This is a genomic window from Histidinibacterium lentulum, from assembly GCF_003789055.1.
GTDB classification, from domain to species: domain Bacteria; phylum Pseudomonadota; class Alphaproteobacteria; order Rhodobacterales; family Rhodobacteraceae; genus Oceanicola; species Oceanicola lentulus.
In genome coordinates this window covers 194,656-218,149 of the sequence record NZ_ML119084.1, presented here as the reverse complement: position 1 = coordinate 218,149, position 23,494 = coordinate 194,656, and the positions used below count along the sequence as shown (strand labels likewise).

Genomic DNA, 23,494 nt, shown 5'->3' with positions numbered 1-23,494 from the left:
GCCGCGCTATATGGCGGGGGCGGGGGGGCGATGCAACATTCGCGGGGCCTCGGCCCGGGTCAGCCGCCCTCGAAGCGCTCCGCGACGAGACGCCCGAATTCCGCGTCGAAGCGGCTGTCGGGAAAACGGTTCATGATGTAATCGACCGGCCCCAGCGGCTCCGGCAGATGCACGGTCATGGTCATCAGGTCGCCCGCACAGCTGTAGGTGGTCAGCGGGGTGAAGTCCTCGCCTCCCATGGGCGCGCCGCTCCATGTTCCGGTCGCTCCGTCCGGAGCCGTGGCCTCGACGGCGATGAGCGGCGGCTGTTCGGTATCGGAGCAGAAGCCGAGGATGCCGTCGTCGCCCCAGACCCGGCCCACGGCGGTGTGGATGCTCAGGTCCATGGCCAGGGTCGTGGTGCCGTCGTCGTCGGTGACCGTCCCGGTCATGCTCGAATGGAAGGGGAGGGTGATGTAGAGACCGCCGTCGTAGATGCTGATGCCGAGGACCGGCGAGACGCCGGGGATCGCGGCGCCGCCCTCGATCTGGCTCATGGCGCGCTCGAAGGCGGCGAAGGCGGTGTTCTCGCCGATCCAGTTGCCCACGAGGCAGGGGTCGAGGTCGGCCATCACCTCCTCGGCCGGACAGGCGCCCTGGGCCGTGGCGGCGGCGGGAAGGCACAGGGCGCTGGCGGCGAGTCTGGCGCGCATGGGGCATCCTCCGGCGCGGGGAGGATAGCACGGATCGTCGGCCGGGGCGCGGATTTTTCGCGGTGAGGCGGCGCCGGCGGGACGTCGCTCGCGCGTGCCGCGCATCGCCCCGCCCGCCGTCCCGCGGGGCGCCTGCCCGTCAGGCAGGGTCGAGGGCGCTGTCGAGGGCGCGCAGGTGGACGAGGCCCTCGGTGCCGCAGGAGAGTTTCGCGGCCAGCCTGTCGCCCGGCCCGATCACCCGCCAGAAGGGGGTCACGGCATCGGGGGTCTGTCCGTCGTCGAGCGCCTTCAGGGCGCATTCGGCCACCACGCGCAGGTAGATCGACGCGGTGACCGGGCACATGGCGTCAGCGCCTGCGCGGCGGGCGAGTTCGGTGCGCATCCGCAGGATCGTCCGGGTCTCGCCGCGGGGAATGGCGTCGATCCAGCGGCCGATCTCTTCGGGCGAGGAGATGAGCATGGTCTGTCCGGCCTTCACGCCGGCGAAATCGTTGGGGAGCGTGACGACATGGGGCGGCTTGGCCTTGCGGTAGCGGGCGGGCCAGTCGGTGGGCTTCCTTGCCATGTCCTTCCCCTGCGTCCGGTCTTTGCCGGAGATAGGACGACAGCGGTCCCGGGGGAAGTATCCCCCGGTTTTCGCAATCATGGCAGCATGTTGCGGGTCAGCGTCCGGCGATCATCTCGGACTGGCGGACGATGACCTCGGCCTGCTTGATCGAGGCGATGTCGACGAGGCGGCCCTTGTAGACCGTCGCCCCCTCGCCGCGGGCCCTGGCCTCCTCCATGGCGGCGAGGATCTCGCGCGCCTCGGCGACGGCGGCCTCGGAGGGGGTGAAGACCTCGTTGGCGAGCGCGACCTGTTTGGGGTGGATCGCCCATTTGCCGACCATGCCGAGCGTGGCGGAGCGCAGCGCCTGGGCCCGGTAGCCCTCGTCGTCGGAGAAGTCGCCGAAGGGGCCGTCCACGGGCAGCACGCCGTGGGTGCGGCAGGCGGCGACGATGGCGGCCTGGGCCCAGTGCCAGGGATCGGACCAGTGCTTCCGGCCCTCGTGGAGCATGTAGTAATTCTCTTGGGTGCCGCCGATGCCGGTGGTGGCCATGCCCATCGAGGCGGCGAAGTCGGCGGCGCCGAGGCTCATGGCCTGCAGGCGCGGCGAGGCCGCGGCGATCTCCTCCACATGGGCGATGCCGGCGGCGGATTCGATGATGACCTCGAAGGCGACGGGTTTCGTGCGGCCTGTCGCGGCCTCGATGGAGGTCACGAGCGCGTCGACGGCGTAGAGATCGGCGGCGCAGCCGACCTTGGGGATCATGATCTGGTCGAGCCGCTCGGACGCCTGTTCCATGAGGTCCACCACGTCGCGGTACCAGAAGGGGGTGTCGAGGCCGTTGATCCGCACCGAGAGCGTCTTGGTGCCCCAGTCCACGGCGCCAATGGCCTCGACGATGTTGGCGCGGGCCTGCGGTTTGTCGGAGGGAGAGACGCTGTCCTCGAGGTCGAGGTTGATCACGTCGGCGGCGGAGGCGGCCATCTTCGGAAAGAGCGCGGGGCGCGAGCCGGGGCCGAAGAGCTGGCAGCGATTCGGGCGGGCGGGCGGCGCGGGCTGGAGGCGGAAGGACATGGGCGGATCTTTCGCGAAAGGAACGGTCGTGGCGATTGGTCTTCGGGTTATATTCTTGCGCATTCGGTCACAAGCTGCTTTTGCGGGTGCAGAATGTCCCTGCCGAAGCGGCCGGGCGCGGCGCGGGTTGCACCGGATCGGGGAGCGTGATGGGGATAGGCGGGGCGCGCCTCGATCCGATCCGGGCGCGCCGGCCCCGGGTGCGGCCGGAAGCGCCCTGTCGCAGCGAGGACGATGGCCATGATCAAGACCCCCTATCTGCTGTTCCTGGGCGATGCGCCCGACCCGCTGGCGGCGAAGGTCGCCCAGGGGATCAGGGACTGGCGGCCCGAGAATGCCGTGGGCCAGCTGCGCCTGCCGGGCTGCAAGGCGGACCTGAAGCTGCCGGACATGACGCTGGAGGAGGCGCGCGGCGCCGGGGCGCAGACGCTGGTGATCGGCGTGGCGAACCGGGGCGGCGTGTTCTCGGAGAGCTGGATGCAGGTGATGGAGGACGCGCTGCAGGCGGGCTTCGACCTTGCCGCCGGGCTGCACACGCTGCTGCGCGACCAGCCGCCGCTGGTGGCGCTGGCCGAGGCGCACGGGCGGTCGCTTCATGACGTGCGGCTGCCCTCGGTGAAGTATCCCATCGCGGACGGAAGGAAGCGGACCGGCAGGCGCTGTCTGGCGGTGGGGACCGATTGTTCGGCGGGGAAGATGTACACGGCGCTGGCCATGGATGCGGAGATGCGGCGGCGCGGGATGAAGAGTTCGTTCCGCGCCACGGGGCAGACCGGCATCCTGATCACCGGCGAGGGCGTGCCGCTCGACGCGGTGGTGGCGGATTTCATGGCCGGGTCGGTGGAATGGCTGACGCCGGACAACGATCCCGACCACTGGGACCACATCGAGGGGCAGGGGAGCCTGTTCCACGTCTCCTATTCCGGGGTGACCATGGCGCTGATCCACGGCGGCCAGCCGGACGCGCTGGTGCTGAGCCACGAGCCGACGCGGACCCACATGCGCGGCCTGCCGGACTACCCGCTGCCGTCGCTGGAGGCGCTGCGGGACACGGCGCTGCCGCTGGCGCGGATCGCGAACCCCGACTGCCAGGTGATCGGCGTGTCGGTGAACACGGCAGCGCTCGGCGAGGCAGAGGCGGTGGCCTGCCTGCGCGAGATCGAGGACCGGATGGGGCTGCCGACGGTCGATCCGTTCCGGCAGGGGGCCGGGCGGCTGGTGGACGCGCTTCCCGCCTGAGGAGGGCGCGGACGCGGGGGGCGGGATCGCCTCCGGCGGGAGTATTTCGGGCCAGATGAGGAGAGGGCGCGGTGCTGACGAGCGAGGCGGGCGCGATGAGGGGCGAGGCGTGTTGCGGGCCATGCTGGACGAGGTGGCGGACCGAGGGTGTCGGTGCGGCGCGGGTCCGGCGCGGTCGGCTTCGGTCCGGGCGGATGGCGGGAGGCGCGCGGTGCTGAGGGTCGAGACCGAGAGTTTCCGGCTGGCGGAGGCCTTCGTGATCGCGCGGGGGGCGCGGACCGAGGCGCGGGTGCTGACCGTCCATGCGGGCGAGGGGCGCGGGGAATGCGTGCCCTACGCCCGCTACGGCGAGACGCCGGAGAGCGTCATGGCCGAGATCGAGAAGCTGGGCGATGTGGACCGGGCCGGGTTGCAGGAGGCTCTGCCCGGGGGCGCGGCGCGGAACGCGGTCGATTGCGCGCTCTGGGATGCGGAGGCCAAGGCGAAGGGCCTCCGGGCCTGGGAGCTGGCGGGGATCGCGGCGCCGGGGCCGGTGACCACGGCCTACTCGCTCTCGCTGGGGGAGCCCGCGGCGATGGAGGCGGCGGCGGCGCGGCACCGGGACAAGCCGCTCCTGAAGATCAAGCTGGGCGGCGAGGGCGACATGGCGCGGCTCGAGGCGGTGCGGCGGGGGGCGCCCGCGGCCCGGATCATCGTCGATGCCAACGAGGGCTGGACCGCGGAGGTCTATGCCGAGCTTGCGCCGCATCTCGTGCGGCTGGGGGTGGAGATGGTGGAGCAGCCCCTGCCCGCGGGCGAGGACGGGATGCTCTCGGAGATCGCGCGGCCCCTGCCTGTCTGTGCCGACGAGAGCTGTCATGACCGGGCCTCTCTGGCGGGGCTGAGGGGCAGGTATGACATGGTCAACATCAAGCTCGACAAGACCGGCGGGCTGACCGAGGCGCTGGCGCTGCGCGACGCGGCGCGCGAGGCGGGGTTCCGGGTCATGGTGGGCTGCATGGTGGGATCGTCGCTCGCCATGGCGCCGGCTGTGCTGGTGGCGCAGGGGGCGGAGGTGGTCGATCTCGACGCGCCGCTGCTGCTGGCGGAGGACCGCGATCCGCCGCTCCGCTACGAGGGGACGCTGGTGCATCCGCCGGAGCGGGAGCTCTGGGGATGAGCCGGGCCGAGGAGCCCAGGCGGGCGGCCGCGTCATGAGCCGGGACTGGGAGGTGCTGGAGACGCGGCTGCTGTCGGACAACTGGGCGGTGCTGAAGACGACGCGGCTGCGGCTGACGGGCCGCGACGGCGCGATGAGCGAGCAGTGGCGCGAGACCTACGACCGGGGCGACGGGGCGGTGATCCTGCCCTATGATCCCGAGCGGCGGCATGTCCTCCTGGTGCGGCAGTTTCGCTGGCCGGCGGCCTACAACGGCGAGACCGATGCCTTTCTGATCGAGGCGGCGGCGGGGCTGCTCGATGCCGACGACCCCGAGGCCTGTATCCGCGCCGAGGCGGAGCAGGAGCTGGGGCTGACGCTGGGTCCGGTGACGCGGCTCTTCGAGCTCTACTCCTCGCCCGGGTCGGTGACCGAGCGGCTGACCTATTTCGTGGCGCCCTACGGCGCCGGCGATGCCGTGGCGCGGTTCGGCGGCCTTGCCGAGGAAGGGGAGGAGACCGAGGTGCTGGACCTGCCGCTCGGGACGGCGCTCGCCATGGTGGCGGCGGGTGAAATCCGGGATTCAAAGACCGTCCTGCTTCTGCAATATGCGGCCCTGCACCTGATGCCCGAGGAGACCTCCTGATGCGCACCGTCTATGTCAACGGCCAGTACCTGCCCGAGCAGGAGGCCACCGTCTCGATCTTCGACCGGGGCTTTCTCTTCGCCGACGGCGTCTATGAGGTCACGAGCGTCCTCGGCGGGAAGCTGGTGGATTTCGACGGCCATGTCGCGCGGCTGGAGCGATCGCTGGGCGAGATGGAGATGGCGGCGCCTGCGGACCGTGACGAGCTTCTGGAGATCCACCGCGAGCTGGTGCGGCTGAACGAGATCGAGGACGGGATGGTCTACCTGCAGGTCACCCGGGGGGCGCCGGGGGACAGGGATTTCGCCTATCCCGCCGAGGAGACGGATCCGACGCTGGTGCTCTTCACCCAGTCGAAGCCGGGGCTGGCGAAAAGCCCTGTGGCGAAGAAGGGCATCCGGGTGGTGACCATCCCCGACGAGCGCTGGGGACGGCGGGACATCAAGACGGTGCAGCTTCTCTACCCGTCGATGGGCAAGATGATGGCGCTGAAGGCGGGGTGCGACGACGCCTGGATGGTCGAGGACGGGCAGGTCACCGAGGGCACGTCGAACAACGCCTACATCGTGAAGGACGGGGTCATCATCACGCGGCACCTGTCGAACGAGATCCTGAGCGGGATCACCCGCGCCGCCGTCCTGCGGTTCGCGCGGGAGGCGCAGATGCGGGTGGAGGAACGGGGGTTCACGCCCGAGGAGGCGAAGGCGGCTGACGAGGCCTTCGTGACCTCGGCCACCACCTTCGTCATGCCGGTGGTGGAGATCGACGGCGTGGCGGTGGGCGACGGCCGGCCGGGATCCGTGGCGACGCGGCTGCGGGAGATCTACCTGGAGGAGAGCCTCAAGACGGCGATCTGACGCGGCATCCGGCGGCCCCATCTCGCGCGGTCCGGAGGCCTTCACGGCCGCAGCCCGGAAGCTGCGGCCGCAGGGCGCCGCCGGGACGGGCGACTGAAGTCACCGGGCCGGCAAATGCGCGAACCGGTGCCGGGACGTCGTGGCGCAGCCTCCTGGGGGACGGCGTCTGCCAGCGATGCACGAGGATGCGTCGCCGCAGCGGGCCGATCAAGTCACGGGGGATCACGAGGTCGGGAACGCCGGGAACGGGGAAGCGTCCGCGCGCGCCGGGGGAGGTCCCGATCCGGCGCGCGCGGGCGGTATCCGGAGCGGTGCGCGGTCCGCCGCGGGATCGGCCGGTGATCCCCCGGATCGTCGTCTGGCGCCCGAGGGGTGAGAGGACCCCGAGGAGGGTGGGCGAAAGACGTCGTCCGGTCGTTGGCTGGGCTGCGCGGCCCGCTGGTCGTCCGGGCGTCAGACTGCCTCGGAACGCCCCCAGAGAGCCGAATTGCGGCGGTCCCGTCAAATTTCGGGGGCGATCGTTTCGTCGCCGGGCACAACGCGGGAGATCCGGTCCGGATTGCCGGAGCCAAGGCCGTCAATCCCGCCACAATCGTGCGAATCGGACGGAAATGACGTAAGGGCCAAAACCGGCCGGCCGTGATCAGTCCCGGGTCGGGTGGCTGGCGTCGAAGGCGGCCTGCTGCTCGGGCGTGGCCTCGGACTGGTGCCGGGCCTTCCAGTCGTCGTAGGGCATGCCGTAGAAGATCTCGCGCGCCTCGTCCTTCGACATCTTTATGCCCCGCTCGGCGGCGGCCTCCTGATACCAGCGGCTGAGGCAGTTGCGGCAGAAGCCGGCGAGGGTCATCAGCTCGATGTTCTGGGCGTCGGGGCGCTCCTCCATCAGGTGATGGCGCAGGCGGCGGAAGGCGGCGGCCTCGAGTTCGGTGCGGGTGGCGTCGTCCATGGCTCTCTCCTTTGACGGGGGCCACGATCTTCGAGAAGATCGTGGCGCGGCAAGGACTTTCTAGAAAGTCCTTGCGCCGGGGGTCTGCTTGCGGTCCGCGGCCTCCATCGCGGCGCGGGCGTCCTCGAGGATCGGGGCAAGGCGCGTGGCCCAGGCGCGCTGGCCCGCCTCGGTGTCGATGAGATCGTGACGCAGCTCGATCAGGGCGTTGGGCCGGCCGTGTTTCAGCGCATGGCGGTCCACCGCGTCGCCGGGCAGGTGCCCGGGATAGGGCTCGTTCTCGCCGGTGATGATGTCGGCCTCCTCGGCCAGGCGGTCGAGGAGCGGCCGGGAGAACCGCTCGTCCCAGGCGTGCAGGATGCCGATGTGCCAGGGCCGGGGGCGGCGGCCGCGCAGGCGCGGCGTGAAGGAGTGGATGGCGACGTAGATCGTGTCCGGGCGGCGGGCGGCGAGTTCCGCCACCGCGCCGTGGTAGGGATCGTAGAGCGCGGCCTTGCGGCGCGTCACCTCGGCGGCGTCCACCGCGCGATTCCCGGGGACGATCGTGCCGTCGTAGAGCTTCATCACCAGCGTCGGGTCGTCCTCGCCCCGGTTCGGATCGATGGCGAGTCGGGTGAAGCGCGACAGCACCGCGGGGCAGCCGAGGGCGGCGGCGAGATGGCGGGTCACGCCGGCGGCGCCGACGTCATAGGCGATGTGGCGCTCCATCTCGCCCGCCGCGAGGCCGAGATCGCCCCCCGACACCCCTGGCGGCACGCGATTGGATGCGTGGTCGCAGGTCAGGAGCCACGGAGAGGTGGCGGCCGCGGTGATGATTTCGTAGGCGTCGTGTGGCATGGAACCAGTCATCGGATCACACCGGCCATAGGCCAGTTGTCCGCGGAAGGGAATTCCGCAATAAGGCGCGGGACCCGGCCGTTAGCGATAACGACCTTCAGCCAGTGACGCAGTCCGCAAGCGTGAGACCCGAAGGAGCGCCAGCCATGAAACGCAATCGCAACGTCAAGATCGTCGCGACCCTCGGGCCCTCGTCGAGCGATGCCGACATGATCCGGGCCCTCTACACCGCCGGAGCCGACGTCTTTCGCCTGAACATGTCCCATGGCGACCATTCCGAGATCCGGGCCCGTCACGAGATCATCCGGCAGATCGAGAAGGAGGTGAACGCCCCCATCGGCATCCTCGCGGACCTTCAGGGGCCGAAGCTGCGGCTCGGGGTCTTTGCGGGCGGCTCGGAGGAGATCGAGGCGGGACAGGCCTTCCGGCTCGATCTGGACGCTACCCCGGGCGACGCGACCCGGGTGCAGCTGCCGCACAAGGAGATCTTCGACGCGCTGGAGCCGGGCGCGCATCTTCTGGTGAACGACGGCAAGATAAGGCTGAAGGTCCGGGACTGCGGCCGCGACTTCGCCGATTGCGAGGTCGAGGTGGGCGGCACGATCTCCAACCGCAAGGGCGTGAACGTGCCCGACGTGGTGCTGCCGCTGGCGGCGCTGAGCGAGAAGGACCGGCGCGACCTCGATTTCGTCATGGAGCTGGGCGTGGACTGGGTGGCGCTGTCCTTCGTGCAGCGTCCCGCCGACGTGGAGGAGGCCCGCGCCATCGTGAAGGGCCGCGCCAAGGTCCTGTCGAAGATCGAGAAGCCCGCGGCGGTCAATTCCTTCGACGACATCCTGGCCGTCTCCGACGGGATCATGGTCGCGCGCGGCGACCTGGGCGTCGAACTGCCCGTCCATGCGGTGCCGCCGATCCAGAAGCGGCTGGTGCGCAAGTGCCGGGCCGCCGCGAAGCCGGTGATCGTCGCCACGCAGATGCTCGAATCGATGATCGAGAGCCCGATGCCGACGCGGGCCGAGGTCTCCGACGTCGCCGCGGCGATCTACGAGGGGGCGGATGCCATCATGCTCTCGGCCGAGAGCGCCGCGGGCGCCTATCCTGTCCAGGCGGTCACGACCATGAACAACGTGGCGGCCGAGGTGGAGCGCGATCCGACCTACCTGCAGATCATGGCCGCGAGCCGGTCGGCCAAGCGCGCCACCGTCGCCGACGGCGTCGTCTCGGCCGCGCGGGAGATCGCCGAGGCAACCAACGTGCTCGCCATCTGCTGTTTCTCCGAAAGCGGCACCACCGCGCTCCTGACCGCGCGGGAGCGGCCGCAGGTGCCGATCATCGCCATGACCACGGTGCCGCTGACGGCGCGGGCGCTCTGCCTGACATGGGGGGTCTACCCGGTGATGACGGGCGACCTCGACCGGTTCAAGACCGCGGTGGTCTACGCGGTGCGCGCCTCGCGGACGATCCTCGGCGCGCAGGCGGAGGACAACATCATCGTCGTGGCAGGCGTGCCGTTCAACACGCCGGGCTCCACCAACATCCTGCGGGTCGCCCCCTGCGAGGAGAAGCTGATCTTCCGGCAGGAGCCGGGCTGACCGGGGGCCGCGGGGCCCTTCGCCACAATCGGCGGGACCGCGCCTTATTGTCGTCGCGATTCGCGGCTATCGTCGCGTCATGAGCAACGACGTGATGATAACCCTGGGCCTCCTCTTCGCGGCGATCTCTTTCCCCGCGATCCTGAGCGCCTTCACCCATGGACGCAGCGTGCGGTTCCCGATGCTGCTCCTGATCGGGGGCCTCGCGCTGATCGCGGTGGGTGCGAACCAGACGCCCGGCGCGTTCCAGATGGCGGACCTTCCCGACATCGTGGCCCGCGCGTTCGCACAGACGTTCAACTGACGCCCGGGGCCCGCGGGTTCGCCCGCAGGGCTTGCCAGGCCCGCTCTCCTCTTCTATACGCGCGCGCTCAGGCTGCGGCCGGCCGGTGTGGCATGCCGAGTCGCGGCGTCGACGGCAAAGGAGACCGAAATGCCCAAGATGAAGACCAAGTCGAGCTGCAAGAAGCGGTTCAAGGTGACGGCCACCGGCCGGATCAAGGCCGGCCAGGCGGGCAAGCGCCACGGCATGATCAAGCGTTCGAACAAGTTCATCCGCGATGCGCGCGGAACCACCATCCTGGCAAAGGCTGATGAGCAGATCATCAAGCCGATGATGCCCTACGCGCGCTGAAGGAGGACTGACAGATGCGAGTCAAAGGCGGAACCGTCACCCATCGTCGCCACAAGAAGGTCACCGACGCCGCGAAGGGCTATTACGGCCGGCGCAAGAATACCTTCAAGGTCGCCCGCCAGGCGGTCGACAAGGCGAACCAGTATGCAACCCGCGACCGGCACAACCGCAAGCGCAACTTCCGCGCGCTGTGGATCCAGCGGATCAACGCCGCCGTGCGCGCCCATGACGAGGCGCTGACCTATTCGCGCTTCATCAACGGGCTGAGCCTTGCCGGGATCGAGGTGGACCGCAAGGTGCTGGCCGATCTCGCCGTGAACGAGCCCGAGGCCTTTGCGGGCATCGTCGACCGCGCGAAGGCCGCGCTGGCCTGAGGGCTGCGTGATTGCCTGAGGAAGGCGCAGGCCGGGCTTCAGCCCGGCCTTTGTCGTTTTCGGGGTCGGGTGGACCGGGCTGAGGCTCGGCCCGCAGGAGTGCGGTGTCGGGGCAGGTTACCGGCGCGCCGCGCGCTCCCGGGCCGACGCCTCGAAGCGTTCCCATACGTCCATCCGGCCCTTCTGGCGTGCATCCGCCAGCCAGAGCTTCTTGCGGGCGTCCGGCGGCTCGAGATCGCGGTAGGCGCCGCCGGAGTGCTTCGGCCAGTCGAGGGCGAGGCCGAGCTTGACCATTTCGGCGGAAAGATCGCGACCGTCTGGCAGGTGGCAGCGGGCCACGGTCCTGCCGTGAACGTCGAGGCCGGTGAACTCCGCCGTGATTCTCTGTCCCCTGCAGAGCGCGATGAGCGCGGATTTCGCCTTGCGACCGTGAGGGTGATTCATCTCGGGCGCGTCGATTCCGAAGAGGCGGATCTCCGTCTTGCGGATCCGTAGGCCGTCGCCGTCGACGACATAGGCGGGTCCGTGCAAGACGGGGTGCGCCGGTGCAGGGCGGGCGGTGACGGCGGGCTGCGGATCGGGCGGGAGGGGCTCCCGCCTGCCTGAGGGGCGGGATGCAACGTGGCGTCTCCGGGCGACCACGAGGACGGCGGCCGCGGCGAGCGCGAAGAGCAGGATCGTTTCCAGAGGACGGGCCTTTCCGATCGGTGCGTCTCAGGGCCGAGGTTAAGGGCGGGGCCGGGACGCTGTCCACATGGTAAAGGGAGCCATGTCGGGAAGGCGGCATCGGGCGCGCGCCGACGGCCCCCCTGTCGCCTGGTGGCCGGATCGGATAGGCAGAGGCAAAGCGACAGTGCCGACCGGGAGAGCGCCATGCTGAAGAACGATCCTCTGGAGCAGTGGGACCGCGAGAATTTCCTGCACCCCTCCACCCATCTTGCCGACTTCGCGCGCGGCAACGTCGCTCAGCGGATCGTCACAGGGGGCGAGGGCAGCCATATCGTGGACCGGAACGGAAACCGGTTTCTCGACGGGTTCGCGGGGCTTTACTGCGTCAACGTGGGCTACGGGCGGCAGGAGATCGCGGAGGCCATCGCCGCCCAGGCGCGGGAGCTGAGCTATTACCACGCCTATGTCGGCCACGGCACGGAGGCGAGCGTGACGCTCGCCAAGATGATCATGGACCGCGCGCCGGATCACATGTCGAAGGTCTATTTCGGCCTCGGCGGCTCGGACGCGAACGAGACCAACGTCAAGCTCGTCTGGTACATGAACAACATCCTCGGCCGGCCGGAGAAGAAGAAGATCATCAGCCGCAAGCGGGGCTATCACGGCTCGGGCCTGATGACCGGCTCGCTGACCGGCCTGCCGATGTGGCACAAGCATTTCGACCTGCCGCTGCCGCAGGTGCTTCATACCGAGGCGCCCTACTATTACCAGCGCCCGCGCGAGGCGATGACGGAGCGGGAGTTCACCGCGTATCTCGTGAGCGAACTCGAGCAGATGATCGAGCGCGAGGGCGCCGAGACCATCGCCGCCTTCTGGGCGGAGCCTGTGCTGGGGACCGGGGGCATCATCATGCCGCCCGAGGGCTACTGGCCCGCGATCCAGGAGGTGCTGGAGAAGCATGACATCCTGCTGGTGGCGGACGAGGTGGTGACGGGCTTCGGACGGCTCGGGACCATGTTCGGCTCGGAGCATTACGGGATGAAGCCGGATCTCATGACCATCGCGAAGGGGCTGACATCCGCCTATGCGCCGCTCTCGGGCTCCATCGTGTCGGAGAAGGTGTGGAAGGTGCTGGAGGAGGCGGCGGATCTCACCGGCGCGCTGGGCCACGGCTGGACCTATTCGGCGCATCCCATCGGCGCCGCTGCGGGTGTGGCGAACCTCAGGCTCATCGACGAGCTGGACCTCGTCGGCAATGCCGGGAGGGTCGGCGCCTATCTCAAAACGCGGATGACCGAGGCGCTGGGGGATTATCCCAATGTCGGCGAGGTGCGCGGCGAGGGGATGCTCTGCGCGGTGGAACTGACCGCCGACCGGTCCACGCGCGCCGCGCCCGACCCGGCGGACAAGGTGACGGCGAAGGTCGTGGGGCACATGATGCAGAACGGCGTGATCGCCAGGGCGATGCCCCATGCGGAGGTGGTGGGCTTCGCCCCGCCGTTCTGCCTGACCGAGGCCGAGGCGGACGAGCTTGTGGAGAAGACCGCGGCGGCCGTCAGGGCGGTGTTCGGCGGGTAGTCCGGGAGGGCGCTGCGCGGCAGGCGCGGCGGGCCGCTGCCCCGGGGCGGGGGTCCGGGTGGGTTGGAAACCCACCCTACGGCGGTGCGGGCGGCAGGTGGGTTGGAAACCCACCCTACGGCGGCGCGGGCCGCCGCATCATCGGTTTCGTGTCAGAGGCTAGCGCAAGTAGCCGATCGCGAATGTCGGGGTGACCTGTTCGGCGGCGAGGAAGGCCGCCAGAGCGTCCGGGTCGGGCTGTCCTTCGGTCTTCGTCTCTTCGGCCGCGATGCCGCCGGTGATGAAGAGGCTGTCGATATCCTCCTGCTGGGCGCCGAGGATATCGGTGCGGATGCCGTCGCCGATGGCGAGGACGCGCGGCTCGGGCAGGGCGCCGGGCAGCTCGGCGTAGCGGCGGCGCGCGAGGTCGTAGATCGGCGGATGGGGCTTGCCGAAATAGAGGCTCTCGCCGCCCATCTCGGTATAGAGCGCGGCCAGCGCCCCGGCGCACCATTCGCGCACGCCTCCGCGGTCCACCACGATGTCGGGATTGGCGCAGAGGAGTTTCAGCCCCCGTTGCTTTGCCACGAGGAACTGCGGGCGGTAGACGGCCGGGTCGGCATGGGGATCGGCGGGGCCGAGGCAGACGATGCCCTCCGCCTCGGCGAGGGGGACCTCGGCGATCTCCACCGGGTCGTCGATCAGGGCCATGGGCGCGAAGAAGCCATGATCGCCCGGACCCTCGATGGTCCAGACCCGGCGGCCCACGGTGCCGCGGAACATCGCGGCGCGTGCGCTGTCGCCGGAGGTGGCGATGGTGTCCCAGCAGTCGGCGGGCACGCCGATCCCGGCGATCTGCCGCTCCACATCCGCTCGGGGGCGGGGGGCGTTGGTCACGAGAACCACGGCACCGCCCCGCGCGCGGAAGCGGCGGCAGGCCTCCACCGCCTCAGGGTAGGGGCGGATGCCGTCATGCAGGCAGCCCCAGAGATCGACCAGCGCGAGGTCGTAATCCCCGGCGATCTCGTCGAGGGAGGAAATCACTCGGCTCACGGGCGGCTCCTTGGTCGGGACGGGGGCCGCGCCGGGGGGCGCGGCACCGGGATCAGGTCCGCAGCGCGGGGATGATCTGCTTCTTGCGGCTCATGATGCCGGGAAGGACCACGGTGTCGCCCTCGACGGTGGTGTCGAAGCTCGCCTCCGCGATCTCCTTGACCCGATCGTTGGGCACCAGCAGCGTCGCCTCCTCGTTGAGGATGTCCACCACGAAGAGCATCACCTCGTCGGCCCCGTCCTCCTCGGCCACGGCGGGCATGGCGGCCATGAGCGCGTCCTTGCGGCCGAGCACCGAGGCGGGGGCGGTGGTTTCCAGCACCGACACGCGCAGTCTGGTGCCGCCGACCTCGTATTCCTTGGAGTCCATCCGCAGCAGTTCCGCCTCGGAGAAGGCGGAAACGTCGGATTTTGCCGCGAACATCTCGCCGGCGTAGTCGGGGATCGAGATGCCCAGCTCGGCGGCGAGCTTCTCGGCCAGGGCGCGGTCCACGGGCGTGGTGGTGGGCGAGCGGAATTCCAGCGTGTCGGACAGGATGCAGGACAGCATCAGGCCCTTGATGCCCTCGGGCATCCCGGCGGCCTTCTCGCCCATCATCTCGTGCATGATGGTGGCGGTGCAGGCGAGCGGGCGGATGGTGATGTCGATGGGGCCTTTCGTCTCGATCCCGCCCGTCAGCTTGTGGTGGTCGATGATCGAGCGCAGGTCGGCGCCGTTGATGTTGGCGGGCAGTTCCGCGGGATTGTTGGTGTCGACGACGACGCAGGGCTGGCCGTCCTCGACGTCGTCCAGCACGGGCGGCAGGTCGAAGCCCCAGCGTTCGGCCACGAAGGCGGCCTCGGTGTTGGGCGCGCCAAGGAGGCGGGCCTCGGCGGGCTCGCCGCGGACCTCGGAGAGGTACCACGCCCAGATCAGCGGGCTGCCGGTGGAATCGGTGTCGGGGGCCTTGTGGCCGAAAACGAGCGTCGTCATGGGAGTCCCTCGGCTTGACGGTTTCGTGAGGTCGCGGGCCTTATATGGTGGCCCCCCGGGCCTGTCACCCCCGGGCGCGTCGCCGCCGCTGGCGTTGCGGCAACGGGCGATGTGGTGTAGTGTCGCGTCGTTCGACCGGAGGACCCAGACAATGGATCAGCGCGTCCATACCGCCCGCCCCTGGCAGTGACGCCCCTCACCGGGGTGCGCATCTCTCCAACGGGGAGTTCCCTGACGATGATCCGGCACCTCTGAGGCCCGGCCTTCCGGGCCTGCGATCCGCCGTGCGGCGCGCCGCACGGATACCTTCTCTCTCGTCGAACGAGGTTCAGTCATGACCGTTACGTTTGTCCTGCCCGCTGTGGGCGGGCTCCTGCCGTCGTCGCCCGCATCCCTGTCGGGCCCCTCCGTCCGTGCCCCCCGGAAGCCGGGGCGCAAGTCCGGCGGAGCGACCGGCAAGCCGCCGAGGACGCTGCCCGGCCCCAAGGGGCGGCCCGCGGCGCCGAAGCCCGCGCCGATTCCACGCAGGCCCGGCCAGCGCTAGGCGGCGGCACGAGGTTCCTTGCCCCCGGCGCAGGCCGGGGCAGGGTTCGGCCCATGCGCGAGGCCGAGCTCTATCCGCCGATCAAGGCGTTTCTCGAACGACAGGGCTACGAGGTGAAGGGCGAGGTCGGCGCCGCCGATGTCGTCGCGCGTCGCGGGCAGGAGCCGCCGGTGGTGGTGGAGCTGAAGACCGGTTTTTCGCTGGCGCTGTTTCACCAGGGGGTGGCGCGGCAGGCAGCGACGGAGACGGTCTACCTGGGAGTGGCGCGGCCCGGGAAGGTTGCGCTGGAGCGCAATGTCGGGCTGGCGCGCAAGCTGGGGCTGGGCGTCCTGACGGTGCGGCCGAGGGACGGGCTGGTGGAGGTCCTCTGCGATCCCGGTCCGTTCCGGCCGAGGAAGGCGCCGAAGGCCGCGGAGCGGCTGCTTCGGGCCTTCGACCGGCTGAGGGGCGATCCCAATGCCGGCGGGGCCACGCGGCACGGGCTGGTGACGGGCTACCGGCAGGACGCGCTGGCCTGCGCGCGGTTCCTTGCCGTGCACGGGCCGAGCCGCGCGGCGAAGGTCGCGGAGTGGGCGGAGGTGCCCGCAGCGCGCCAGATCATGGCGGACAACCATTACGGCTGGTTCGCGCGGGTCGAGCGGGGGGTATACGGCTTGACCGAGGCGGGACGGACGGGGCTCGCGGATTGGGGCGACAGCGCGCCCTGAGTCAGAGCGGGGCGATGTGCCAGCCGCGCTCTTCCAGAAGCCGCAGCAGGCCTTCGTCTCCGGGCAGGTGCAGGGCGCCCACGGCGACGGCGATGCGGGTTTCCGAGGCGGCTTCGAGCCGCTCGATCCAGGCGCGGTTGCGCGAGGCGATCAGCAGCTCCTCGGTGGTGGCCATCAGCGCGTCGGCCTCGGCGGGGTCGAGGCCGGGCGTACGGTATCCGGCGATGCGGGACATCGCCCAGATCTCGGCAATGCGGCCCGCGAAATACCCGTCGAGCATGGCGACGAAGGCCTGGGTCTGAAGCTCCGGCGGACCGGCGGACAGGCGCAGCATGGCGAGCTGGTCCGACTCGGGGCTGTCCGCGAACAGGTCCAGCACGGTCTCCCAGGGTTCGAGGGCGCGGGCCTCGAGGTTCATCGCCGCGGCCTCGTCGAGCAGCATGTGATCGAGCCCGCGCCGCCCCTCGATCATGTCGGTCATGGCGCAGGGCGGGACGGCAAGCGCGATGGTCAGGTACCAGGGCCGCATCTTGGCGGCCATGAAGGCGGGCACCATGCGGGCCTCGGCGGCCTCGGCGAGGGCCTGCCAGTCATCTTCGGACAGGCGCTCGGGCAGGGTCGGGCCGTCAAGGACGAAGATGCGCTGTGGCTCGGCGAGGATGGTGGCCTCCATCTCCGCCTCCTCGGCGCGGGTTGCCTCTACATAGAGCACCTCGGCCCCGGCGAGCAGCGGCAGGGCGCGGTCCCGGAGGGGGGCGAGGCGGGGATCGTGGACATGCATCGTCCCGATCAGGTCGATGCGGCGGTCGCCGAGAGTCGCGGTCCAGAAGATGCCCTCGGGATAGGGGATCGCCGCGGTCTCGACCGCGACGGCGCGCGATTCGGCCTCGGTGAGGGTGTCGGCGAGGCTGAGTCCGTCGCAGGCGGCCAACGCGGGAGCGGCGAGGAGCCAGAGGAGGGCTGCGGCGGCTGGTCTGCTGGGGGGCATGGGCAGTCCTCGGGCGCGGCATGACGGGTCGGCAGGAGGCTAGCGGCCCAAGGCCCGGGGCTCAAGCCGGGGATCGGCGCGGCAGGCGCAGGGGCGGGATCCGCCCGGGCGGGATGGCTCAATGGCCGGGACTGGGGCCGGCGAGGCGGCTGCCGAGACGGATGAGCCACAGGCCGAGCGCGCGGCGCAGGGCCGGGGGCGCGTTGGCGGCCGGGCTCGGGACGGGACGGGCCAGATCGGCGAGCGTCGCCGGGGGCGCGATGGCGCGCGGCGGCGGCTCCGCCGGAGGCACGGGCGCGAATGAGAGCCGGCGTGCGCCGGCGAGGACCGGAACAGAGCGGGCGCGCCGGGGACCGGGCCGCTGCGGGCGTGCCGGGGGCGGGATGTCGAAGAAGGGGGGATGCATGAAAGCCTCCGTGGGTTCGGTTTCGGGATCGAGGTCGAGGGTGCACGGCAGCCGCGAAGGCGGGACGAGTTGCGGCCCCGGCCCGGAACGGGCGGGAGGGCGCAGGGCGGCGCGGTCGTGCGGATATCCTGTGCGGGTCAGGCACCACCGCAGGAGCGGCGGGCCGAGGGCAGGCCGCGTCAGCGGCGGATGGTCAATGTCCCATGGCGCATGCGGGGCCCTCCCCTTGACTCAGGATGTCGGTTCGATAGGCCCGGCGACGGGCTCCGGCAAGGGCCGGTGAGGCCCGGCGCGGGCAGTCCCGGGAACCGTTGCCGGAAGGCCGCGCCCTCGCCTGCGATCGGCGATGATTTTGCCCGTCACAAGGTGTTGACAGGTGCGGCGCGCTTGCCTAATTCCGGCGCATTAGCACTCCAACAAGGTGAGTGCTAACGATCCAACACCCAATGAGGGAGCTACGACAGATGGCTTTCAAACCGCTGCATGACCGGGTCCTGGTGCGCCGCGTCGAGTCCGACGAAACCACCAAGGGCGGCCTGATCATCCCCGACAGCGCCAAGGAAAAGCCCGCCGAGGGCGTGATCGTCTCCGTGGGCGCTGGCGCTCGCGACGAGGATGGCGACCGCATCTCGATGGACGTCAAGGAGGGCGACCGCATTCTCTTCGGCAAGTGGTCCGGCACCGAGGTGCGGGTCGATGGCGAGGATCTCCTGATCATGAAGGAGAGCGACATCCTCGGCATCATCGAGGACAGCGCGCAGGCCGCCGCGGCCTGAACGCCGCCGGCCGCACAGTCTGAAAGGACGGGGCAGGTGCTCCGTTTCCCAGTCAAACCCTGAAGTCAGGAGCAAGTCGAATGGCTGCGAAAGACGTTCGTTTCAATACCGATGCCCGCAACAAGATGCTGCGCGGCGTCAACATCCTCGCCGACGCGGTGAAGGTGACGCTCGGCCCCAAGGGCCGCAACGTGGTTCTGGAGAAGAGCTTCGGCGCCCCCCGCATCACCAAGGACGGCGTGTCTGTCGCCAAGGAGATCGAACTCGAGGACAAGTTCGAGAACATGGGCGCGCAGATGGTCAAGGAAGTGGCCAGCCGCACCAATGACGAGGCCGGCGACGGCACCACCACCGCCACCGTGCTCGCCCAGGCGATCATCAAGGACGGCCTGAAGTCGGTCGCCGCCGGCATGAACCCGATGGACCTCAAGCGCGGCATCGACCTCGCCACGAAGGCCGTCGTCGAGCACATCAAGAACGCCGCCCGGACCGTCGAGAACTCCGACGAGGTCGCCCAGGTCGGCACCGTGTCCGCCAACGGCGAGCGCGAGATCGGCCGGATGATCGCCGACGCGATGCAGAAGGTCGGCAACGACGGCGTGATCACCGTCGAGGAGAACAAGGGCCTCGAGACCGAGACCGACGTGGTCGAGGGGATGCAGTTCGACCGCGGCTACCTGTCGCCCTACTTCGTGACCAACTCCGAGAAGATGGTCGCCGAGCTCGAGGACTGCATGATCCTGCTGCACGAGAAGAAGCTCTCGTCGCTGCAGCCCATGGTCCCGCTGCTCGAGTCGGTGATCCAGAGCCAGAAGCCGCTGCTGATCATCGCCGAGGACGTGGAAGGCGAGGCCCTCGCCACGCTCGTGGTGAACAAGCTGCGCGGCGGCCTGAAGATCGCCGCCGTCAAGGCCCCGGGCTTCGGTGACCGCCGCAAGGCCATGCTGCAGGACATCGCGATCCTGACCGGTGGCCAGGTGATCTCCGAGGATCTCGGCATGAAGCTCGAGAACGTCACCATCGACATGCTGGGCACCGCCAAGAAGGTGTCGATCTCCAAGGACGAGACCACGATCGTCGACGGTCACGGCGAGAAGGCCGAGATCGAGGCGCGCGTGAACCAGATCCGCCAGCAGATCGAGGAGACGACCTCCGACTACGACAAGGAGAAGCTGCAGGAGCGCGTGGCGAAGCTCGCCGGCGGTGTTGCGGTGATCCGCGTGGGCGGCATGACCGAAGTCGAGGTGAAGGAGCGCAAGGACCGCGTCGATGACGCGCTCAACGCGACCCGCGCCGCGGTTCAGGAAGGCATCGTCGTCGGTGGCGGCGTGGCTCTCGTGCAGGGCGCCAAGGCGCTCGACGGCCTGACCGGCGAGAACCCCGACCAGAACGCCGGCATCGCCATCGTGCGCAAGGCTCTCGAGGCGCCGCTGCGCCAGATCGCCGAGAACGCCGGTGTCGACGGTTCGGTCGTCGCGGGCAAGATCCGCGAATCGGACGACCTGAAGTTCGGCTTCAACGCGCAGACCGAGGAATATGGCGACATGTTCAAGTTCGGCGTGATCGACCCGGCGAAGGTCGTGCGCACCGCGCTCGAGGATGCCTCCTCGGTTGCCGGCCTGCTCATCACCACCGAGGCGATGGTGGCCGACAAGCCGAAGAAGGACGAGCCCGCCGGCGGCGGCATGGGCGACATGGGCGGCATGGGCGGCATGATGTAAGCCAGCCTCGCCTTTCGCGAGACAGGGGGGCGCCTTCGGGCGCCCCTTTTTCGTGGCGCGAGGCAGGGGGCGTTGCGCGTCAACCCGGCCTTAAGACCGTTGCCCTAGACAGGCCGTGTCTTGAGGATGTCCGGTGGTCCGATGGTTCTCTATCGCCTGCTTCAACGCCCCTTTCCCCGAAGTTTCGTGGCCAAGGCCTTCGCCGTGGTCGGTGCGGGATTCGTGCTGCCTTTCCTGGGCATTCTCGCCTACGGGTTGCAGGCCGGCGCCGCGGCGGACCGGACGCTGATCGCGGTGGTGCTGGCCTCGGGCACGGCGGGGCTGGTGCTGGCGTTCCTCGGGATACGGGCGCTGCTCGAGCCGGTGTTCGCGGTGACCGGCGCGCTCGATCTCTGGGGCCGCAGCGGGCAGTTGCAGATCCTGCCCGAGGACTTCGGGGACGAGGTGGGTGTGCTGATGGTGCGCACCAACCGGCTGATGGCGCGGGCGCAGCGGTCGCTGGACCAGTCCCGGCGCGAACAGGACACCGATCCGCTGACCGGGGCGCTGAACCGGCGCGGGGCGGAGCGGCTGCTCCGGGATGCGCCGCCGGGCTGGCTCATGCTCATCGACCTCGACAGGTTCCACAAGGTGAACGAGCGCGCCGGCCAGGCGGAGGGGGACCGCATCCTGCGCGAGGTGGTGCAGGTCTGCTCCGACGCGCTGCGTCAGGACGACGTTCTGGCGCGCATCGCCGGAGAGGAATTCCTGGTGTTCCTGCCCGGCGCAACCCGGGAAGTGGCGGCGCGGGTGGCCGAGAGGCTGCGCCGCGAGATCGCGGAGAAGGTCACCACCCGGGGCGTGTCCCTGACCGCCTCGGTGGGTCTGGCGGCCCATCCCGGCGGAGAAGCGATCGAGGGCGCACTGGAAATCGCGGGGGCGGAGCTGGCGCGGGCCAAGGACGAGGGCAGCAACTGCGTGCGCGGCGCGGACCCTGCCCGGGCCGCGTGAGGGAGGGGGAGCTCTTCCGGCGGGTCCGGCGCGCCGGGCATGCCGCGGCTGGCCGGGTCAGGTCAGCGCAGGATCGGCTCCAGCGGATCGTAGAGAAGCTGCGCACCGGATGGCCAGGCCGCGGCGGGCAGGCTGTCGGGCTTGATCCGGAGCGCGCGGGCCTCCGCTTCGGTGACCCACCTGCGGTGGGACACGATGCCCTCGGGATCGGTCCAGGGGCGCAGCTCCGCAGGCCCTGCAAGGGTGCAGCGGAAGTAGATGTCGACCTGGTGAAAGGCGCCCTCCGGGTCGTGGAACTCGTTGACGAGGCAGGGCGCGCCCACGGCGATCTGGAGCCCCGTCTCCTCCCGCACCTCGCGGCGGAGGTTGTCGGGCAGGCTCTGGTGCGGCTCGGCGCCGCCGCCCGGCGCGCACCACAGATCGTCGCGCCCTGCATAGGCGTTGACGAGCAGCAGCCGCGTCCCGTGCATCAGGACCGCCCGGACGGCGAGGCGAACGGGCGCCCGGCTCATGGCCATGTCCGCCGCGTTGCGGGACAGCGCCGGACATCCCGGGCGATCAGGCGGGTCGAGGCTTCGGCGCGGGGGTCCCGGTCCGGTCCGGGCGAAGGGGCGGGCGGGGCCATGCGGCGGTCAGCCCGAACGGGCGACGATGCGGTTGACATGGCCCATCTTGCGGCCCGGCCTGGCCTCCGCCTTGCCGTAGAGATGCAGCGCCGCCCCTTCCGCGGCAAGGGCGGGAACCCGGGCGATGTCGTCGCCGATCAGGTTCTCCATCACCACGTCGGAATGTCGCGACCCGTCGCCGAGCGGCCAGCCGCAGACCGCGCGCACATGCTGCTCGAACTGGCAGATCGTGCATCCCGTCTGGGTCCAGTGCCCCGAATTGTGCACCCGGGGCGCGATCTCGTTGACGACGAGCCCGGCGTCGGTGACGAAGAGTTCGACCCCCAGCACCCCGATGTAATCGAGCGCATTCAGGATGCGGCCCGCGATCAGCACCGCGTCGGTGGCCAGGGCGGCGGGGACCGTCGCGGGGACGCTGGTCCGGCGCAGGATGCCGTCCTCGTGGACATTCTCGCCCGGATCGAAACAGGCCACCGCGCCGTCCGCGCCGCGCCCGCCGATCACCGAAAGTTCCGCCGAAAAGGGCACGAGCCCTTCGAGGATCGAGGGGGCGCCCCCCATGGCGGCCCAGGCCGCAGGGGCCTCGGCGACATCGCGGAGGCGGGCCTGCCCCTTGCCGTCATATCCGAAGCGCCGGGTCTTCAGGATCGCGGGCGTTCCGAGTTCCGCCAGCGCGGACTCGAGCTCTGCGAGGGAGTCCACCGGCGCGAAAGGGGCGGTGGCGAGCCCGAGGTCGCGCAGGAAGCGCTTTTCCGTCAGCCTGTCCTGGGAAACCGCGAGGGCGCGGCGTCCGGGGCGGATCGGCACCAGCGCCTCGATCGCGTCGAGGCTGGCGGTGGGGATGTTCTCGAACTCGTAGGTCACCGCGTCCACCTCGGCGGCGAAGCGGGCGAGCGCGCCGGTGTCGTCCCAGGCCGCCACGGTTTCGGCCGCCGCGACCTGGGCCGCCGGACCACCGGCCGCGGGGTCGTAGACATGGACGCGAATACCCAGCCTCGCCGCGGCGAGGGCCAGCATTCGGCCGAGCTGGCCACCGCCGAGGATGCCGAGAGTCGCGCCGGGCGGCAGTGGCTCAGCCGTCATCGAGCGGCACCTCCGGGATCGAGGCCGAGAGCGCCGCCCGCCAGTCATCGAGCCGGGCGGCCAGCGCCGGATCGGACAGGGCTGCGATCTGCGCCGCCATCAGCCCGCCGTTCATGGCCCCCGCGGGACCGATGGCCATGGTCGCCACGGGATAGCCGCGCGGCATCTGGACGATGGAATAGAGCGAATCGACGCCGCTCAGCGCCTGGGTTCGGATCGGCACGCCGATCACGGGCACCCGCGTCTTGGACGCGAGCATTCCCGGCAGGTGCGCGGCCCCGCCCGCCCCCGCGACGATGGCCAGAAGGCCGCGGCCCGCCGCCTCGGTCCCATATGCCCAGAGCCGGTCCGGGGTCCGGTGCGCCGAGACGATGCGGGTCTCGTGGGGCACCTCGAGTTCGGCGAGGATCTCTGCCGCAAGGCGCATGGTGGGCCAGTCGGACTGGCTGCCCATCACGATCCCCACCACTGGCGCCGGCATCGGACCTCCTGTCCTCCCGGCCGTTCCCGTGCCGAGGACGCGCACTATAGGGGCGAGCGACCGGCGTGCAAGTCGGGGCGACTTCCGGGGATCGGGAGCACAGGGACGTCCCATCGACCCGTGCGCAGGGCGGGACTGCAAGGCGCGAACCGGGAGCGACAGCGGGACGATGCAGGCCCGCGCGTGAGGCCGTGCTCCGGCAGCTGACGGGCGGCAATCCGGAGGTGCGGCGATCGATCGGTTCGCGGCCGGTGCGCCGACTGTCGGGGCCCGCGTCTTGCCGGCGACTGACATGGCGGGGACCGCCGTTGCGGCGACGGGGATCACATCCGGCCGTTGCGGG

26 protein-coding genes are annotated in these 23,494 nt (G+C 70.4%); 13 read left to right on the top strand and 13 right to left on the bottom strand.

Annotated features, from left to right (window positions below; all coding sequences use genetic code 11):
* Window positions 1-59: 59 nt before the first annotated feature.
* From EAT49_RS09330 to EAT49_RS09320, 3 genes are all read right to left on the bottom strand, one after another.
* Complete coding sequence (locus EAT49_RS09330; RefSeq protein WP_123642053.1) at window positions 60-692, bottom strand: hypothetical protein; 633 nt, start codon at window positions 690-692, stop codon at window positions 60-62.
* Between the two features lie 139 nt (window positions 693-831).
* A complete protein-coding gene (locus EAT49_RS09325; protein ID WP_123642052.1) occupies window positions 832-1,257 on the bottom strand; it encodes a hypothetical protein in 426 nt (141 codons plus the stop codon).
* A gap of 97 nt (window positions 1,258-1,354) precedes the next feature.
* On the bottom strand, window positions 1,355-2,314 hold the full coding sequence (locus EAT49_RS09320) for an L-malyl-CoA/beta-methylmalyl-CoA lyase (RefSeq protein ID WP_123642051.1): 960 nt from the start codon (window positions 2,312-2,314) through the stop codon (window positions 1,355-1,357).
* A gap of 240 nt (window positions 2,315-2,554) precedes the next feature.
* Between EAT49_RS09320 and dgcN the strand changes: the two genes are divergently transcribed.
* The 4 genes from dgcN (at window position 2,555) to EAT49_RS09300 (ending at window position 6,194) form a co-directional block, all read left to right on the top strand.
* Entirely contained in the window at window positions 2,555-3,553 is a 999-nt protein-coding gene (gene dgcN / locus EAT49_RS09315; RefSeq protein WP_123642050.1) for an N-acetyltransferase DgcN, read from the top strand.
* Between the two features lie 211 nt (window positions 3,554-3,764).
* Window positions 3,765-4,712, top strand: coding sequence for an N-acetyl-D-Glu racemase DgcA (dgcA, locus tag EAT49_RS09310; protein ID WP_123642049.1), 948 nt, complete (start codon window positions 3,765-3,767; stop codon window positions 4,710-4,712).
* 34 nt (window positions 4,713-4,746) lie between these two features.
* Window positions 4,747-5,337 (top strand): NUDIX domain-containing protein, encoded by a 591-nt coding sequence (locus tag EAT49_RS09305; protein ID WP_123642048.1) that lies wholly within the window; start codon window positions 4,747-4,749, stop codon window positions 5,335-5,337.
* Entirely contained in the window at window positions 5,337-6,194 is an 858-nt protein-coding gene (locus EAT49_RS09300; RefSeq protein ID WP_123642047.1) for a D-amino-acid transaminase, read from the top strand. Before EAT49_RS09305 ends, EAT49_RS09300 begins: the two co-directional genes overlap by 1 nt.
* A gap of 643 nt (window positions 6,195-6,837) precedes the next feature.
* Here EAT49_RS09300 and EAT49_RS09295 read toward each other — a convergent pair.
* Complete coding sequence (locus EAT49_RS09295) at window positions 6,838-7,140, bottom strand: DUF1244 domain-containing protein (RefSeq protein ID WP_123642046.1); 303 nt, start codon at window positions 7,138-7,140, stop codon at window positions 6,838-6,840.
* 60 nt (window positions 7,141-7,200) lie between these two features.
* Window positions 7,201-7,977, bottom strand: a complete 777-nt coding sequence (locus EAT49_RS09290) for an N-formylglutamate amidohydrolase (protein WP_123642045.1) — start codon at window positions 7,975-7,977, stop codon at window positions 7,201-7,203.
* Between the two features lie 146 nt (window positions 7,978-8,123).
* Here EAT49_RS09290 and pyk point away from each other — a divergent pair, with 146 nt between their 5' ends.
* The 4 genes from pyk to rplT all read left to right on the top strand — a co-directional run bounded on the left by pyk (window position 8,124) and on the right by rplT (window position 10,577).
* A complete protein-coding gene (gene pyk / locus EAT49_RS09285; protein ID WP_123642044.1) occupies window positions 8,124-9,569 on the top strand; it encodes a pyruvate kinase in 1,446 nt (481 codons plus the stop codon).
* Between the two features lie 91 nt (window positions 9,570-9,660).
* Window positions 9,661-9,873 carry a hypothetical protein gene (locus EAT49_RS09280; protein WP_148078735.1) on the top strand — a complete coding sequence of 71 codons (213 nt, stop codon included), beginning with the start codon at window positions 9,661-9,663 and terminating at the stop codon, window positions 9,871-9,873.
* Between the two features lie 129 nt (window positions 9,874-10,002).
* Window positions 10,003-10,203 (top strand): 50S ribosomal protein L35, encoded by a 201-nt coding sequence (gene rpmI / locus EAT49_RS09275; protein WP_123642042.1) that lies wholly within the window; start codon window positions 10,003-10,005, stop codon window positions 10,201-10,203.
* Between the two features lie 14 nt (window positions 10,204-10,217).
* Window positions 10,218-10,577, top strand: coding sequence for a 50S ribosomal protein L20 (gene rplT / locus EAT49_RS09270; protein WP_123642041.1), 360 nt, complete (start codon window positions 10,218-10,220; stop codon window positions 10,575-10,577).
* 117 nt (window positions 10,578-10,694) lie between these two features.
* Here the strand turns inward: rplT and EAT49_RS09265 are convergent, their stop codons facing one another.
* On the bottom strand, window positions 10,695-11,108 hold the full coding sequence (locus EAT49_RS09265; RefSeq protein ID WP_246003806.1) for a thermonuclease family protein: 414 nt from the start codon (window positions 11,106-11,108) through the stop codon (window positions 10,695-10,697).
* A 342-nt stretch (window positions 11,109-11,450) separates the two neighbouring features.
* On the opposite strand from EAT49_RS09265, the gene EAT49_RS09260 reads away from it, so the two are divergent.
* Window positions 11,451-12,824, top strand: coding sequence for an aminotransferase (locus EAT49_RS09260; protein ID WP_123642040.1), 1,374 nt, complete (start codon window positions 11,451-11,453; stop codon window positions 12,822-12,824).
* A 159-nt stretch (window positions 12,825-12,983) separates the two neighbouring features.
* Here the strand turns inward: EAT49_RS09260 and EAT49_RS09255 are convergent, their stop codons facing one another.
* Window positions 12,984-13,856, bottom strand: a complete 873-nt coding sequence (locus EAT49_RS09255) for a TIGR01459 family HAD-type hydrolase (RefSeq protein WP_123642039.1) — start codon at window positions 13,854-13,856, stop codon at window positions 12,984-12,986.
* Between the two features lie 52 nt (window positions 13,857-13,908).
* Complete coding sequence (locus tag EAT49_RS09250) at window positions 13,909-14,829, bottom strand: manganese-dependent inorganic pyrophosphatase (protein WP_123642038.1); 921 nt, start codon at window positions 14,827-14,829, stop codon at window positions 13,909-13,911.
* 597 nt (window positions 14,830-15,426) lie between these two features.
* On the opposite strand from EAT49_RS09250, the gene EAT49_RS09245 reads away from it, so the two are divergent.
* Window positions 15,427-16,080: a DUF2161 domain-containing phosphodiesterase gene (locus tag EAT49_RS09245; protein WP_123642037.1), complete on the top strand. Its 654-nt coding sequence runs from the start codon at window positions 15,427-15,429 to the stop codon at window positions 16,078-16,080.
* Window position 16,081: 1 nt separating this feature from the next.
* On the opposite strand, the gene EAT49_RS09240 is transcribed toward EAT49_RS09245, so the two are convergent.
* Both EAT49_RS09240 and EAT49_RS09235 read right to left on the bottom strand, forming a co-directional pair.
* Window positions 16,082-17,068, bottom strand: a complete 987-nt coding sequence (locus tag EAT49_RS09240; RefSeq protein WP_123642036.1) for a TraB/GumN family protein — start codon at window positions 17,066-17,068, stop codon at window positions 16,082-16,084.
* A gap of 118 nt (window positions 17,069-17,186) precedes the next feature.
* Window positions 17,187-17,474 carry a hypothetical protein gene (locus EAT49_RS09235; RefSeq protein ID WP_123642035.1) on the bottom strand — a complete coding sequence of 96 codons (288 nt, stop codon included), beginning with the start codon at window positions 17,472-17,474 and terminating at the stop codon, window positions 17,187-17,189.
* A gap of 464 nt (window positions 17,475-17,938) precedes the next feature.
* Here EAT49_RS09235 and EAT49_RS09230 point away from each other — a divergent pair, with 464 nt between their 5' ends.
* From EAT49_RS09230 to EAT49_RS09220, 3 genes are all read left to right on the top strand, one after another.
* Window positions 17,939-18,250 (top strand): co-chaperone GroES, encoded by a 312-nt coding sequence (locus tag EAT49_RS09230; RefSeq protein WP_123642034.1) that lies wholly within the window; start codon window positions 17,939-17,941, stop codon window positions 18,248-18,250.
* 80 nt (window positions 18,251-18,330) lie between these two features.
* Window positions 18,331-19,971, top strand: a complete 1,641-nt coding sequence (gene groL / locus EAT49_RS09225; RefSeq protein ID WP_123642033.1) for a chaperonin GroEL — start codon at window positions 18,331-18,333, stop codon at window positions 19,969-19,971.
* Window positions 19,972-20,112: 141 nt separating this feature from the next.
* On the top strand, window positions 20,113-20,961 hold the full coding sequence (locus tag EAT49_RS09220) for a GGDEF domain-containing protein (RefSeq protein ID WP_185020710.1): 849 nt from the start codon (window positions 20,113-20,115) through the stop codon (window positions 20,959-20,961).
* A gap of 62 nt (window positions 20,962-21,023) precedes the next feature.
* Here the strand turns inward: EAT49_RS09220 and EAT49_RS09215 are convergent, their stop codons facing one another.
* The 3 genes from EAT49_RS09215 to purE all read right to left on the bottom strand — a co-directional run bounded on the left by EAT49_RS09215 (window position 21,024) and on the right by purE (window position 23,151).
* The gene (locus EAT49_RS09215) at window positions 21,024-21,473 is read right to left on the bottom strand and encodes an NUDIX domain-containing protein (protein ID WP_123642031.1); all 450 of its coding nucleotides are present in this window, start codon (window positions 21,471-21,473) and stop codon (window positions 21,024-21,026) included.
* Between the two features lie 120 nt (window positions 21,474-21,593).
* Window positions 21,594-22,670, bottom strand: coding sequence for a 5-(carboxyamino)imidazole ribonucleotide synthase (locus tag EAT49_RS09210; protein WP_123642030.1), 1,077 nt, complete (start codon window positions 22,668-22,670; stop codon window positions 21,594-21,596).
* The gene (gene purE / locus EAT49_RS09205; protein WP_123642029.1) at window positions 22,660-23,151 is read right to left on the bottom strand and encodes a 5-(carboxyamino)imidazole ribonucleotide mutase; all 492 of its coding nucleotides are present in this window, start codon (window positions 23,149-23,151) and stop codon (window positions 22,660-22,662) included. Before purE ends, EAT49_RS09210 begins: the two co-directional genes overlap by 11 nt.
* Window positions 23,152-23,494: the final 343 nt, after the last annotated feature.